General features: G+C 54.9%; 12 protein-coding genes. 10 read left to right on the forward strand and 2 right to left on the reverse strand.

Going from position 1 to position 15562, the window contains the following annotated elements:
- The first annotated feature begins 161 nt into the window (after nt 1-161).
- The 8 genes from csrD to tldD all read left to right on the forward strand — a co-directional run bounded on the left by csrD (nt 162) and on the right by tldD (nt 12428).
- Nucleotides 162-2102: an RNase E specificity factor CsrD gene (gene csrD / locus AM410_RS09390; RefSeq protein ID WP_073396292.1), complete on the forward strand. Its 1941-nt coding sequence runs from the start codon at nt 162-164 to the stop codon at nt 2100-2102.
- Nucleotides 2103-2383: 281 nt separating this feature from the next.
- Nucleotides 2384-3427 (forward strand): rod shape-determining protein MreB, encoded by a 1044-nt coding sequence (gene mreB, locus AM410_RS09395; protein ID WP_000913396.1) that lies wholly within the window; start codon nt 2384-2386, stop codon nt 3425-3427.
- A 61-nt stretch (nt 3428-3488) separates the two neighbouring features.
- The gene (gene mreC / locus AM410_RS09400; RefSeq protein ID WP_014171860.1) at nt 3489-4505 is read left to right on the forward strand and encodes a rod shape-determining protein MreC; all 1017 of its coding nucleotides are present in this window, start codon (nt 3489-3491) and stop codon (nt 4503-4505) included.
- Entirely contained in the window at nt 4505-4993 is a 489-nt protein-coding gene (mreD, locus tag AM410_RS09405; RefSeq protein ID WP_014071997.1) for a rod shape-determining protein MreD, read from the forward strand. Before mreC ends, mreD begins: the two co-directional genes overlap by 1 nt.
- A 9-nt stretch (nt 4994-5002) precedes the next feature.
- The gene (locus tag AM410_RS09410; protein ID WP_014171859.1) at nt 5003-5596 is read left to right on the forward strand and encodes a Maf family protein; all 594 of its coding nucleotides are present in this window, start codon (nt 5003-5005) and stop codon (nt 5594-5596) included.
- Complete coding sequence (gene rng, locus AM410_RS09415; RefSeq protein ID WP_014885432.1) at nt 5586-7055, forward strand: ribonuclease G; 1470 nt, start codon at nt 5586-5588, stop codon at nt 7053-7055. The genes AM410_RS09410 and rng overlap by 11 nt, the downstream gene beginning before the upstream one ends.
- 42 nt (nt 7056-7097) lie before the next feature.
- On the forward strand, nt 7098-10898 hold the full coding sequence (gene yhdP, locus AM410_RS09420) for an AsmA2 domain-containing protein YhdP (RefSeq protein WP_049021931.1): 3801 nt from the start codon (nt 7098-7100) through the stop codon (nt 10896-10898).
- 84 nt (nt 10899-10982) lie between these two features.
- A complete protein-coding gene (gene tldD, locus AM410_RS09425; protein ID WP_014171856.1) occupies nt 10983-12428 on the forward strand; it encodes a metalloprotease TldD in 1446 nt (481 codons plus the stop codon).
- Between the two features lie 51 nt (nt 12429-12479).
- Here the strand turns inward: tldD and AM410_RS09430 are convergent, their stop codons facing one another.
- Both AM410_RS09430 and aaeR read right to left on the reverse strand, forming a co-directional pair.
- Nucleotides 12480-13094, reverse strand: a complete 615-nt coding sequence (locus AM410_RS09430; protein WP_020883508.1) for a YagU family protein — start codon at nt 13092-13094, stop codon at nt 12480-12482.
- A gap of 218 nt (nt 13095-13312) precedes the next feature.
- A complete protein-coding gene (aaeR, locus tag AM410_RS09435) occupies nt 13313-14239 on the reverse strand; it encodes an HTH-type transcriptional activator AaeR (RefSeq protein WP_014171854.1) in 927 nt (308 codons plus the stop codon).
- 179 nt (nt 14240-14418) lie between these two features.
- Between aaeR and aaeX the strand changes: the two genes are divergently transcribed.
- Both aaeX and aaeA read left to right on the forward strand, forming a co-directional pair.
- Nucleotides 14419-14622, forward strand: a complete 204-nt coding sequence (gene aaeX / locus AM410_RS09440; RefSeq protein ID WP_003860416.1) for a p-hydroxybenzoic acid efflux pump operon protein AaeX — start codon at nt 14419-14421, stop codon at nt 14620-14622.
- A 7-nt stretch (nt 14623-14629) separates the two neighbouring features.
- Nucleotides 14630-15562, forward strand: coding sequence for a p-hydroxybenzoic acid efflux pump subunit AaeA (aaeA, locus tag AM410_RS09445; RefSeq protein WP_020883509.1), 933 nt, complete (start codon nt 14630-14632; stop codon nt 15560-15562).

Here is a 15562-nt window from a genome sequence, read left to right on the forward strand (position 1 = left end):
TGATTGGAAAATAGCTCCTGAAGACTATACTCCCTCAGGGAAAAGCAATGCCGATTTAACGCAATAAATTGCCAGATACGCCAGGTTTGATAGTATGCCGCATTTGAAATGCAAGTTAGCGCTTACTCGCTAACCCCTCAACCCACGGAGTTATCTCAAGGATGCGATTAACGACGAAGTTCTCGGCTTTTATCACCTTACTGACGGGGCTGACCATTTTTGTCACGCTCCTTGGCTGTTCTCTGAGCTTTTATAACGCCATTCAGGACAAGCTGGTTAATCGGGTGCAGTCTGTCGCGTCGGTGATTGATAATCGTCTCCTCACCACCCCGCTGCCGGCGCTGTCCCGCGAGCTGGATGAGTTGATGGTGCCTGTCGATATTGTCCAAATCGACATTCTGCAGGGAAAGCATAATGTTTTAAGCCATGCCCGGCAGGACAGCTATCGGCCTGCGGGCGTGGTAAGCCAGTACCGGGAAGTGACGGTGCACTCCCTTAAAAACCCGGGCATGACCATAAACATGGTCTACCTCGATCCAATGGCCAGCTACTTCCGCTCGATGATGACCACCGCGCCGCTCACCGTCGCCGTCGCGTTTATTGTCCTGCTGATTTTTCTCGCGGTTCGCTGGCTGCGCCGTCAGCTCTCTGGTCAGGAACTGCTGGAGATGCGTTCCGTGCGAATACTGAACGGTGAACGCGGCCCGCAGGTGCGTGGCTCGATCCATGAATGGCCTGCACGTGCCAGCAGTGCGCTGGATATGCTGCTCTCAGAAATTCAGTTCGCCAGCGACCAGCGCAGCCGTATGGACACGCTGATCCGCTCTTACGCTGCGCAGGATAATAAAACCGGGCTGAACAACCGTCTTTTCTTTGATAATCAACTGGCCACGTTGCTGGACGATCCGGAAAAAGTCGGGACGCACGGTGTTGTCATGATGATTCGCCTGCCCGATTTCGATCTGCTGCGCGACACCTGGGGACAGCGCGTGGCGGAAGAGAATCTCTTTACGCTGATCAACCTGCTCTCCACCTTTATTATGCGTTATCCGGGTGCGCTGCTGGCCCGTTATCACCGCAGCGACTTTGCCGTGCTGCTGCCTCACCGTACGCTGAAAGAGTCAGAAAGCATCGCCAGCCAGCTGCTGAAAGCGGTGGATGCGCTGCCGCAGAGCAAAATGCTCGACAGGGACGATATGGTTCATATGGGCATCTGTGCCTGGCGCGGCGGCCAGTCGACGGAACAGGTGATGGAACATGCTGAAGCGGCAACCCGCAACGCCGTGTTGCAGGGCGCTAACGGCTGGGCAGTATACGACGATTCGTTACCGGAAAAAGGGCGCGGCAATGTGCGCTGGAGAACGTTAATAGAGCAAATGCTCAGCCGCGGCGGGCCGCGCATTTATCAAAAACCGGCGGTGATGAAAAACGGGAACGTTCATCACCGTGAGCTGATGTGCCGTATTTTTGACGGTACGGAAGAGGTCATCTCCGCGGAATATTTGCCAATGGTGCTGCAGTTTGGGCTTTCTGAAGAGTATGACCGCCAGCAGATCACCCGACTCATGCCGTTTTTGTCCTTCTGGCCCGAAGAAAACCTGGCGCTACAGGTTACCGTGGAGTCGTTAATTCGCCCGCGTTTTCAGCGCTGGTTGCGTGATACATTAATGCAATGCGAAAAATCGCAACGCAAACACATTATTTTTGAACTTGCTGAGGCGGATGTGGGTCAACACATCAGCCGGTTACGTCCGGTAGTACGGTTGATTAATGCGCTAGGTGCCCGTGTCGCGGTCACGCAGGCGGGTTTAACGCTGGTCAGTACTAACTGGATTAAGGAACTGGATGTGGAGTTATTAAAGCTGCATCCAGGGCTGGTAAGGAACATTGAAAAGCGCACGGAAAACCAGCTGCTGGTACAGAGTCTGGTGGAAGCGTGCAAGGGAACGCGAACACAAGTCTTTGCCACGGGCGTGCGCTCCAGAAGCGAATGGCAGATGTTGACAGAGCGCGGTGTGACGGGCGGTCAGGGGGATTTTTTTGCTTCCTCTCAGCCGCTTGACACCAATGTGAAAAAATATTTGCAAAGATACTCTGTTTGACCTGCCGTTTAATCCGTTTTCACGTAGAATATCGCGCCTGTAGCTTTGAGTATGACGAGCAAAAAGCCAGTGAACGACCTTTAGCGGGTTACAAATGTCAGTGAGGGACGCTACTGTGTACTCAGCCCTGAGGGAATCAGGGAAAGATTTGTAACATCAGGATACGTACTGCACAAATTTTCACCGCTGCAGATGATTTTTGCGCCTTGTCGCTGCTGCGTGTGGTTGGTAAAGTAAGCGGATTTTGTTTTCCGCCCCAGCTTTCAGGATTATCCCTTAGTATGTTGAAAAAATTTCGTGGCATGTTTTCCAATGACCTGTCCATTGACCTGGGTACCGCGAATACCCTTATTTACGTTAAAGGACAAGGCATCGTATTGAATGAGCCTTCCGTTGTGGCCATTCGTCAGGATCGTGCCGGCTCGCCGAAAAGCGTAGCCGCTGTGGGTCATGACGCGAAGCAGATGCTGGGACGTACCCCTGGCAACATCGCCGCAATCCGCCCAATGAAAGACGGCGTTATCGCTGACTTCTTCGTGACTGAAAAAATGCTTCAGCACTTCATCAAGCAGGTTCACAGCAACAGCTTCATGCGCCCAAGCCCGCGTGTTCTGGTGTGTGTGCCGGTTGGCGCCACCCAGGTTGAACGTCGCGCAATCCGTGAATCAGCCCAGGGTGCAGGCGCGCGTGAAGTGTTCCTGATTGAAGAGCCAATGGCGGCGGCAATCGGTGCGGGTCTGCCTGTTTCTGAAGCGACCGGTTCTATGGTGGTGGATATCGGTGGTGGTACCACTGAAGTGGCCGTTATCTCCCTGAACGGCGTGGTGTACTCCTCTTCCGTGCGTATCGGTGGCGATCGTTTCGACGAAGCCATCATTAATTATGTGCGTCGTAACTACGGATCCCTGATCGGCGAAGCGACCGCTGAGCGTATCAAGCATGAAATCGGTTCCGCTTACCCGGGCGATGAAGTGCGTGAAATCGAAGTTCGCGGCCGTAACCTGGCTGAAGGTGTTCCACGCGGCTTTACCCTGAACTCCAACGAAATTCTGGAAGCGCTGCAGGAACCTCTGACCGGTATCGTGAGCGCAGTGATGGTTGCTCTGGAACAGTGCCCACCAGAACTGGCGTCTGACATCTCCGAGCGCGGTATGGTTCTGACCGGTGGTGGTGCGCTGCTGCGTAACCTCGACCGCCTGTTAATGGAAGAGACAGGTATTCCTGTCGTAGTTGCAGAAGATCCACTGACTTGCGTCGCCCGTGGTGGTGGCAAGGCGCTGGAAATGATCGACATGCACGGCGGCGACTTGTTCAGCGAAGAGTAGTCATTGTGAAAGGGTAGCGTATCGCTACCCTTTCTCTCTGACACGAGAATACGCATAGCCTATGAAGCCAATTTTTAGCCGTGGCCCATCGCTACAGTTTCGCCTCATTCTGGCGGTCCTGGTTGCGCTTGGGGTCATTATTGCCGATAGCCGCCTCGGTACGTTCAGTCAGATCAGAACGTACATGGATACCGCCGTCAGTCCTTTCTACTTTATTTCAAATGGTCCCCGTGAGTTGCTCGACTCCGTTTCCCAAACGTTGTCTTCACGTGACCAACTCGAACTCGAAAACCGGGCATTACGTCAGGAACTGCTGTTGAAAAACAGCGAGCTGCTGATGCTGGGACAATATAAGCAGGAAAACGCGCGTCTGCGTGAGCTGCTTGGCTCGCCGCTGCGTCAGGATGAGCAGAAGATGGTGACGCAGGTGATCTCCACCGTCAACGATCCCTACAGCGATCAGGTTGTGATCGACAAAGGAAGCGTGAACGGTGTGTATGAAGGTCAGCCTGTTATCAGTGATAAAGGCGTTGTAGGCCAGGTTGTTGCTGTGGCCAAACTGACCAGCCGCGTTCTGCTGATCTGCGATGCCACGCATGCGTTGCCGATTCAGGTACTGCGTAATGACATTCGCGTCATCGCGGCCGGTAACGGGTGTACCGACGATCTCCAGCTGGAACATCTGCCGGCTAACACGGACATTCGTGTGGGCGACGTTCTGGTGACGTCGGGTCTGGGTGGACGTTTCCCTGAAGGGTATCCGGTTGCGGTTGTCTCTTCGGTGAAGCTTGATACGCAGCGTGCCTATACCGTGATTCAGGCGCGTCCAACCGCGGGTTTACAGCGTCTTCGCTACCTGCTGCTGCTGTGGGGCGCCGACCGCAATGGTGCTAACCCCATGACGCCTGAAGATGTTCATCGCGTCGCGAATGAACGCCTGATGCAAATGATGCCGCAGGTTCTGCCGGCACCGGATGCCATGGGACCCCCTGCGCCAGTACCGGCCCCTGCTACGGGGCTAACGCAGCCGCTGCCGGATGCACCGCCACCGCCTAAACTCTCCTCGGGAGGGCAGTAGTGGCAAGTTACCGTAGCCAGGGACGCTGGGTTATCTGGCTCTCATTTCTCATTGCGCTGTTACTGCAAATCATGCCCTGGCCGGACGACATTCTCGTTTTCCGGCCAAACTGGGTATTGCTCATTTTGCTCTACTGGATCCTTGCCCTGCCGCACCGCGTAAATGTCGGCACAGGTTTTGTGATGGGTGCCATACTGGATCTCATTAGTGGCTCTACGCTTGGCGTGCGCGCCTTGTCCATGAGTATTATTGCGTACCTCGTCGCACTTAAATTCCAGCTCTTTCGTAACCTCGCGCTCTGGCAACAGGCGCTGGTGGTGATGTTGTTGTCGCTTGCTGCGGATATCGTTGTTTTCTGGGCAGAGTTTTTAGTGATCAACGTCTCTTTCCGACCGGAAGTGTTCTGGAGTAGTGTAGTAAATGGTGTGCTCTGGCCGTGGCTGTTCCTGCTGATGCGTAAGGTTCGCCAGCAGTTTGCTGTGCAATAAAAGGTTTCTATGACGTCTCTATATCTTGCTTCTGGTTCTCCGCGTCGTCAGGAGTTGCTCACTCAGCTGGGCGTCTCCTTTGAACGCATCGTTACGGGCATCGAAGAGAAACGCGCTGAAGGCGAAAGTGCCCAGCAGTACGTTTCTCGACTGGCGCGTGAGAAAGCGCAGGCAGGCGTGGCGCAAACGCCGCGTGACTTGCCGGTGCTGGGGGCAGATACCATCGTTATTCTTAACGGTGAAGTGCTTGAGAAACCGCACGACGCTGAACATGCGGCGCGCATGCTGCGCAAAATGTCCGGACAAACACATCAGGTAATGACCGCCGTCGCGCTGGCGGACAGCCAGCACGTGCTGGATTGCCTTGTGGTGACGGACGTGACATTCAGAGTACTTACCGACGACGAGATCGCCGCTTATATCACCAGCGGTGAACCGATGGATAAGGCAGGTGCATACGGTATTCAGGGGCTGGGTGGCTGTTTTGTCAGGAAGATTAATGGCAGCTATCACGCCGTAGTCGGCTTACCGCTGGTGGAAACGTATGAGTTGCTGAGCAATTTTAACTCACTGCGTGAGGGAAGGGATAATTATGACGGCTGAATTGTTGGTAAACGTAACGCCATCGGAAACCCGTGTGGCCTATATTGATGGTGGCATTCTTCAGGAAATTCATATTGAGCGTGAAGCGCGGCGCGGAATAGTAGGCAATATCTACAAAGGTCGTGTCAGTCGTGTACTACCGGGTATGCAGGCGGCTTTTGTAGATATTGGACTGGATAAGGCGGCATTTTTACATGCCTCCGACATTATGCCGCATACCGAGTGCGTCGCGGGCGAAGAGCAAAAGCAGTTTGCCGTGCGCGATATCTCCGAACTGGTGCGTCAGGGCCAGGATCTGATGGTGCAGGTCGTCAAAGATCCGCTGGGCACGAAAGGCGCCCGTCTGACTACCGACATTACCTTGCCTTCCCGTTATCTGGTCTTTATGCCTGGCGCGTCGCACGTGGGCGTTTCGCAGCGCATTGAGAGCGAAAGCGAGCGCGAGCGTCTTAAAAAAGTGGTCAGCGCTTACTGCGATGAACAGGGCGGGTTTATCATCCGTACCGCCGCAGAAGGGATCAGTGAAGACGATCTGGCGTCTGATGCGGCCTACCTCAAGCGCGTCTGGACCAAAGTCATGGAGCGTAAAAAACGCAACCAGACCCGCTACCAGCTTTACGGCGAACTGGCGCTTGCTCAGCGCGTCCTGCGTGATTTTGCCGATGCACAGCTCGACAGAATTCGCGTGGATTCCCGCCTGACCTATGAAGCACTGCTGGAATTTACTGCCGAATACATTCCCGAAATGCCTGGCCTGCTGGAGCATTACACGGGGCGTCAGCCTATCTTCGATCTCTATGACGTCGAAAATGAGATCCAGCGAGCGCTGGAACGCAAGGTTGAACTGAAGTCTGGCGGCTATCTGATCATCGATCAGACCGAAGCGATGACGACGGTGGATATCAACACCGGCGCGTTTGTCGGCCATCGCAACCTGGATGACACCATCTTTAATACCAACATCGAAGCCACGCAGGCCATCGCCCGCCAGCTTCGCCTGCGCAATCTGGGTGGCATTATCATCATCGACTTTATCGATATGAGTAATGAAGACCATCGCCGTCGTGTGCTGCACTCGCTGGAGCAGGCGCTGAGTAAAGATCGCGTGAAAACCAGCATCAACGGCTTCTCACAGCTGGGGCTGGTGGAAATGACGCGTAAGCGTACCCGCGAAAGCGTGGAGCATGTGCTGTGCAATGAATGCCCAACCTGCCACGGACGTGGCACAGTAAAGACGGTTGAGACCGTCTGCTACGAGATCATGCGTGAAATCGTTCGCGTTCATCATGCCTACGACTCCGATCGTTTTCTGGTCTATGCTTCCCCTGCGGTGGCTGAAGCGCTGAAAGGCGAAGAGTCGCACGCGCTGGCGGAAGTGGAAATCTTTGTCGGCAAACAGGTAAAAGTTCAAATCGAACCGCTCTATAACCAGGAGCAGTTTGACGTCGTGATGATGTAAGACGCGGTACGCCGCGTGACCAAAGCTGACAAGGAGAGATGAGTGAGGCGATTGCCGGGGATTTTATTGCTTACAGGGGCAACGCTGGTCGTGATTGTCGCGTTGCTCGTGAGCGGGCTGCGCCTCGTTTTACCGCATCTGGACAGCTGGCGTCCGCAGCTGCTGGCAAAAATCGAATCCACCACCGGTGTCCCGGTTGACGTGAGCCAGATAAGCGCCAGCTGGCAGAATTTTGGTCCGACGCTTGATGTCCGGGATATCAATGCCAGCCTGAAAGATGGCGGCTATCTGAAAATCAAACGCGTCACCCTGGCGCTGGATGTCTGGCAAAGCCTGCTCCATTTTCGCTGGCAGTTCCGCGATCTCACCTTTTATCAGCTTCAGTTTCTGACCAATACCCCGCTGTCCGGCGGCGATAGCAATCAGAGCCTTGAAACCAACCGCTTCAGCGATCTCTTCCTGCGTCAGTTCGATCATTTCGATCTGCGCGACAGCGAAGTGAGCTTTATTACCCTCTCCGGGCAGCGCGCTGAACTGGCGATCCCACAGCTGACCTGGCTTAACGGCAAAGAACGCCATCGCGCGGAAGGACAGGTGAATCTCTCCAGCCTGAACGGCCAGCATGGCGTGATGCAGGTTCGTATGGATCTGCGCGACGACGACGGTTTGTTAAATAACGGCAAGGTATGGCTGCAGGCCGACGACGTGGATGTTAAGCCGTGGCTCGGCGACTGGTTACAGCAAAATATGCAGCTGGAAACCGCCCGTTTTAGCCTTGAAGGCTGGATGACCCTGACGAAAGGGGTATTTGCCAGCGGCGATATCTGGCTTAAGCAGGGTGGCGCAAGCTGGAAGGGCGAAAAACAGCAGCATCAACTTTCGGTCGATAACCTCACCGCGCACGTGACGAAAGAGAAAGAGGGCTGGCAGTTTGCCATTCCGGACACACGCATCACCATGGATAACAAACCCTGGCCGCGCGGTGCTCTGACGCTGGCCTGGATGCCGGAGCAGGATGTCGGTGGGGCGACCAGCAAACGCAGTGACGAGCTGCGTATTCGCGCCAGCAACCTTGATCTGGCCGCAATAGAAGGTCTGCGCTCGATGGCCGCCAAGCTCTCTCCGGACCTGGGTGAGATCTGGCTGGCAACGCAGCCAAGCGGAAAGATAGATTCGCTGGCGCTGGATATCCCGCTTCAGGCCACGGAAAAGACCCGTTTTCAGGCCGCATGGAAAGGTCTGGCCTGGAAGCAGTGGAAGATGTTACCGGGCGCGGAAAACTTCAGCGGTAAGCTGGAAGGGAGCGTTGAGAACGGCAGGCTAACGGTCGATATGCATGACGCCAGAATGCCTTACGAAACGGTCTTCCGTGCGCCGCTGGAAATTGAACAAGGCAATGCGGTGCTCAACTGGCTGCGTAACGATAAAGGCTTCCAGCTGGATGGGCGCCATATCGATGTGAAAGCCAAAGCGGTGCATGCGCGTGGCGATTTCCGCTATCTGCAGCCTGAAGGTGAAGAGCCGTGGCTGGGTATTCTGGCCGGGATCAGCACTAACGACGGTTCTCAGGCCTGGCGCTACTTCCCCGAGAACCTGATGGGCAAAGCGCTGGTGGACTATCTGAGCGGCGCGATCCAGGGCGGTCAGGCGGATAATGCCACCCTGGTCTACGGCGGTAATCCGCATCTTTTCCCGTACAAGCACAATGAAGGTCAATTCCAGGTGCTGGTGCCGCTGCACAACGCCACCTTCGCCTTCCAGCCGGGTTGGCCTGCGCTGAAAAATCTCGACATTGAACTTAATTTTATCAATGACGGATTATGGATGAAGGCAGACAACGTGGCGCTGGGCGGCGTAACGGCCAGTAACCTGACGGCAAACATTCCGGATTACTCAAAAGAGAAGCTTTTGATCGATGCCGACATTAACGGCCCCGGGAAAGCGGTCGGCCCCTATTTTGAAGACACGCCGCTGAAAGAGTCACTGGCAGCCACCCTTCAGCAGCTGCAGCTGGATGGCGATGTGAGTGCTCGCTTACATCTTGATATCCCGCTCGACGGTGAAATGACCACCGCCAAAGGCGACGTCCGTCTCAATAACAACAGTCTGTATATTAAGCCGCTTGAAAGCACCCTGAAGAACCTCAGCGGGCAGTTTAGCTTTGAGAACGGTAACCTGAAGAGCGAGCCGCTCACGGCCAGCTGGTTTAATCAGCCTGTGAATATCGATTTCTCGACCACCGAGGGAGAGAAAGCTTATCAGGTAGCCGTCAACCTGGACGGCAACTGGCAGCCATCGCGCATGGATGTTCTGCCGAAGCCGATTGAGGAGTCCGTTAACGGTGCAGTCTCCTGGAATGGCAAGGTGGCAATTGAACTGCCTTATCACGCCGGTGCGCGCTATAAAGTTGATATCACTGGCGATCTGAAAAACATTCAGAGCCAGTTGCCTGCACCGCTGGATAAATCGTCCGGTCAACCGCTGCCAATAAAGGTTAACGTCGATGGCAATCTTAACAGCTTCGCGCTGACCGGTAGTGCGGGTGAGAAAAACCATTTCAACAGCCGCTGGCTGCTTAACCGTAAGCTCACGCTCGACAGAGCCATCTGGACGACGGACAGCCGCACCACGCCGCCGCTGCCCGATCACACCGGCATTGAGCTTAATCTGCCGCCAATGGACGGGGCCGAGTGGCTGGCCCTGTTCCAGAAGGGCGTGGGCCAAAACGTTGATGAGGCTGCCCAGTTCCCGCAGAGCATTACTGTTCGTACGCCGTCGCTGATGCTGGGTGGACAGCAGTGGAATAACCTGAGCATTGTTTCGCAGCCGACGGCGAACGGTTCAAAAGTCGAAGCCCAGGGCCGGGAGATCAATGGCACGCTGACCATGCGCGACAACGCGCCGTGGCAGGCGGCGATTCGCTATCTTTACTACAACCCGGCCACCGCGAGCGGAAAAGATCGTCCGTCAAATACGGCGCCGTTGAATAACCCAACCCGTATCGACTTCAGCGGCTGGCCCGATCTCCAGCTACGCTGTGCTGAGTGCTGGCTTTGGGGTCAAAAGTATGGCCGTATTGACGGCGATTTCGCCATTAAGGGGAATACGCTGAGCCTTGCGGGCGGGCTTATCGACACCGGCTTTGGCCGTCTGAGGGCCGCCGGGGAGTGGGTTAATAACCCGGGCGAGCAGCGAACCTCTTTGAAGGGCGACATCAAGGGCAATAAACTGGATTCCGTGGCTAACTTCTTTGGCATCAGCACGCCGCTGCGGGGGTCATCATTTGACGTGAATTACGATCTCCACTGGCGTGCGGCACCGTGGACGCCGGATGAAGCCTCGCTGAACGGCATTCTGAAAACCCGCTTTGGCAAGGGTGAAATTGCCGATGTGAGTACCGGGCATGCGGGCCAGATACTGCGTCTGTTGAGCTTTGATGCACTGCTGCGTAAGCTGCGTTTCGACTTTAGCGATACCTTCAGCGAAGGTTTCTATTACGACTCTATCCGCAGTACGGCATGGATCAAAGACGGGGTGCTGCATACCGACGATACGCTGGTGGACGGCCTGGAAGCGGATATTGCGATGAAAGGCTCGGTCAACCTCGTGCGCCGCGAACTGGATATGGAAGCGGTGGTAGCACCTGAAATTTCTGCCACCGTCGGCGTCGCGGCGGCTTTTGTGGTGAACCCGATTGTCGGTGCGGCGGTGTTTGCCGCCAGTAAAGTGCTGGGGCCGCTGTGGAGCAAAGTCTCTATTCTGCGCTATCGCATCACCGGGCCGGTGGATAAACCGCAGATTAATGAAGTGTTGCGCCAGCCGCGCAAAGATGCACAGCAATGATTTGACGTGGGCAGGTAATTGCCTCACTCTCAATAAATACGATTTATATACCGCCACGGGCGGCAACGAACGAGTAGCAATACAATGAGTCTGAACCTGGTAAGTGAACATTTGCTCGCAGCGAACGGCCTGAGCCATCAGGACCTGTTCTCCATTCTTGGTCAACTGACCGAACGCCGTCTCGACTACGGCGATCTCTATTTCCAGTCGAGCTATCACGAATCCTGGGTTTTAGAAGACAGCATCATTAAAGATGGCTCTTATAACATTGACCAGGGTGTCGGTGTACGTGCCGTCAGCGGCGAGAAAACCGGTTTTGCTTATGCCGACCAGATTAGCCTGGCCGCACTGGAGCAGAGCGCGCTGGCTGCGCGGACTATCGTGCGCGAAACCGGTGACGGTCGCGTGAAGACGCTGGGCGAAGTGCAGCACTCTGCGCTCTATACCAGTATCGATCCCCTGCAGAGCATGAGCCGTGAAGAGAAACTGGATATCCTGCGTCGCGTGGATAAAGTCGCACGCGCTGCGGATAAACGCGTGCAGGAAGTCTCTGCCAGCCTGAGCGGTGTCTATGAACTGATCCTGGTCGCGGCGACAGACGGCACGCTGGCAGCGGATGTGCGTCCGCTGGTACGTCTTTCTGTCAGCGTGCAGGTTGAAGACGACGGTAAACGTGAGCGCGGTTCAAGTGGTGGCGGCGGTCGTTTTGGTTATGACTGGTTCCTGGGCGATGTTGACGGTGAAGCACGCGCTGACGCGTGGGCAAAAGAAGCCGTGCGCATGGCGCTGGTGAACCTGTCTGCCGTGGCGGCACCCGCCGGTACATTACCGGTGGTACTCGGCGCAGGCTGGCCTGGCGTGCTGCTGCACGAAGCGGTGGGCCACGGCCTGGAAGGCGATTTTAACCGTCGCGGCACCTCCGTATTCAGCGGCCAGATGGGACAACGCGTCTCTTCTGAACTCTGTACCGTGGTTGATGACGGCACGATGCAGGATCGCCGTGGCTCGATTTCAATCGACGATGAAGGTACGCCCGGGCAGTACAACGTGCTGATCGAAAATGGCGTACTGAAAGGCTACATGCAGGACAAACTCAACGCGCGTCTGATGGGCGTTGCGCCAACGGGCAACGGCCGTCGTGAATCCTACGCACATCTGCCGATGCCGCGTATGACGAACACCTACATGTTGCCGGGTAAATCCACACCGCAGGAGATCATCGAGTCCGTTGATTACGGCATCTTCGCGCCAAACTTTGGTGGCGGTCAGGTGGATATCACCTCTGGTAAGTTCGTCTTCTCCACTTCAGAAGCGTATCTGATTGAGAAAGGCAAAGTGACCAAAGCGGTGAAAGGGGCGACCCTGATTGGCTCCGGTATTGAAGCCATGCAGCAGATCTCCATGGTCGGTAACGATCTGAAACTGGATAACGGCGTTGGTGTTTGCGGTAAAGAGGGCCAGAGCCTGCCGGTTGGCGTCGGTCAGCCAACGCTGAAAGTGGATAACCTGACGGTGGGCGGCACCGCCTGACCTGAACCAATCTGAAAAAAATGGCGCGACTGTAAAAGTCGCGCCATTTTTTTAACGTGCGTTACCCAGCGGGATCTCCGGGTCGGGCTCGTGCGTGATGCGGTTACGTAGGTCACGACGAATGATTTCAATCGACCAGAACCAGATCAAATGCCCCACGATCTCTGAGACGTGTTCGTACCAGGGCAGTTCGAACAGCGGGGGTGTCAGCCCCATCAGCGGGAAGGAGATCATGTGAACAAAAAGCTGAGCTAACGCACCCGCCAGTAAACCTTGCCAGAGTTTAATTTTTGGGAAGACTTCAGCAACTACACAATACCCTACAGCAAAGACGATAGAGAAAATAATATGTGTTACGCCGACCGCGTTAAATATATGTCCGGCAAAGGTATAAACCGCGGCGTTAGGGTCAGCAATGCCCAGCCAGTCGCGTAAAAATACATAAGGAGGATTTAAAAAATTGCGGGAACAATCAATCTGACCTGCGGCTCTTATTAATTGCTCCGGTCCGCATGCGCTGGTGAATAAATCGGTAGGGCTTCGCGGCGGAAGCGGCACCTCTGCTCCCCATTTTACGAAGGCGGAGACAATCCCTGCAATCAAACCAATGAACGCGGCGAGTCCATAGCGCCTGCGTGAAGGCGGTGTTTGTTCAAATATATTCATTTCTTTTCCTTGTTTAACGTCATCCTGAGAAATACATTTTATTATTCATATCGGTAACAAATTAATAACAGCCTGACTGTCAGACTGTTTATAAGGTAAGGCGCAGATGGCGGCAGTGTCAATTCGCTATTCCTGGCAGGGGTGAAGGAATATTCCTGAATGACGGTCTGTATCATCCTGGAATATTCATCACAAATATACATTTCGGAAATTAAAGGTTATTCCTTTCGTCTTTCGCGCATTCCCTGAAACAACTCCGCCACGTCCACAAAATACTCGGTCAGATAGTTTATGCACACCTGAACCTTGAGCGGCAGTTTGTCTTTCTCGGTATACAACGCGTACACCGGACGCGGATCGGATTGATAGCGCGGGAAGAGGATCTCCAGTACACCGCTGTTGATCTCGTTGATCACCCACATTAACGGCACATACGCGATCCCGGCACCGGCCACCAGCCAGCGCGAAATAGTCATCGGATCGTTGGTGACGAACCGTCCTTCCGGCAGCAGTCTGGTGGAAATCCCTTCCGGGGCAATCAGCTCAAATTCATTGTCGGGGCGAACGCTGTACTCCAGCCAGGAGTGGTTGGTGAGATCGGCGGGTTTCTCCGGCACCCCGTACTGAGCCAGATAGCTTTTCGAGGCGCAGACCACCATTGGCATACTGCCCAGCCGCCGGGAGAAGAGGCTGGAGTCCTGCAATGCCCCCACGCGGATCACCACGTCCAGCCCGTCGGCAATCAGGTCCGGGGCGGGAATGCCCGTGACCAGATTGACGGTTAATCCCGGGTACTCTTTCAGCATGTCAGCGGTCATGGCGGCGAGAACATTTTGTGCCATAGTTGAAGAACAACCGATGCGCAGCGTACCGATAGGCGTGTTGTTGAAGGCGTAAAGTTGTTCGTGCACATCCTGCACTTCGAGCAGCATGCGGCGACAACCCTGATAGTAAATCTTACCCGCTTCCGTCAGCCCAATGCTGCGGGTGCTACGGTTGAGTAGCTTGACCTGCAGCTCATCTTCCAGTTTGGACACGGTCTGGCTGATGGAAGAGACGCTCATCTGAAGCTGACGTGCAGCGGCGGTAAAAGAGCCAAGTTCAACCACTTTGGCAAAGACCGACATCCGTTTTAGACGTTCCATTGTTAACTCTGACTTAAAAGTGATTTAGATCACATATTATAGATAACAGCATAACAGTTACGTTAATATATTATTAATTACATAACGGCTGCGCCATTCTCGCCCGGCGTTTCTTGCTCTCCTGCGGTGGCGTGCGCTAAAAAAGTCTGAAGCCTGCACTCTCTCTAATCAAGGTCAACATGAGTCTGTTTCCCGTTATCGTGGTGTTCGGTTTGTCGTTCCCACCGATATTTTTCGAGCTTCTTTTATCACTGGCGATTTTCTGGCTGGTGCGCAAGGTGCTGGTCCCCACCGGGATCTACGATTTTGTCTGGCATCCTGCATTGTTCAATACCGCGCTGTATTGCTGCCTGTTTTACCTGATATCGCGCATGTTTGTCTGAGGTTGATGTGAAAACGCTAACAAGAAAAATCTCCCGCACTGCCATCACCATGGCGCTCGTTATCCTCGCGTTCATCGCTATTTTCCGCGCCTGGGTCTATTACACTGAATCACCGTGGACGCGAGATGCGCGCTTTAGCGCCGATGTCGTGGCAATCGCCCCCGACGTGGCGGGTCTCATCACTGCGGTCAATGTCCACGATAACCAGCTGGTGAAAAAAGATCAGGTACTCTTCACCATCGACCAGCCGCGTTATCAGAAAGCGTTAGAAGAAGCTGAAGCGGATGTGGCCTATTATCAGGCGCTGGCTTCCGAGAAACGCCGTGAGGCAGGTCGCCGTAACCAACTGGGTGTTCAGGCGATGTCCCGCGAAGAGATTGACCAGTCCAATAACGTCCTGCAAACCGTGTTGCATCAGCTGGCCAAAGCGCAAGCGACGCGCGATCTTGCCCGGCTCGATCTTGAGCGCACCGTGATCCGCGCACCTGCCGACGGCTGGATCACCAACCTGAATGTTTATGCCGGGGAGTTTATCACCCGCGGCTCAACCGCCGTGGCGCTGGTTAAACAGAACTCCTTCTACGTGCTCGCCTATATGGAAGAGACCAAACTGGAAGGCGTGCGTCCGGGGTTCCGGGCTGAAATTACGCCGCTTGGCAGCAATCGTGTGCTGAAAGGCACCGTCGACAGCGTAGCCGCGGGGGTCACTAACTCCAGCAGCTCTAACGATACTAAAGGGATGGCGACGGTGGATTCCAACCTGGAATGGGTACGTCTGGCCCAGCGTGTGCCGGTGCGTATCCATCTGGATGAACAGCAGGGCAATCTGTGGCCTGCCGGGACCACGGCGACGGTGGTGATCACCGGTGAAAAAGACCGTGACGCCAGCCAGGACTCCATCTTCCGTAAAATTGCCCATCGCCTGCGCGAGTTTGGTTAA

It is taken from the genome of Enterobacter cloacae complex sp. FDA-CDC-AR_0164 (assembly GCF_003071645.1).
Taxonomy (GTDB): Bacteria; Pseudomonadota; Gammaproteobacteria; order Enterobacterales; family Enterobacteriaceae; genus Enterobacter; species Enterobacter ludwigii.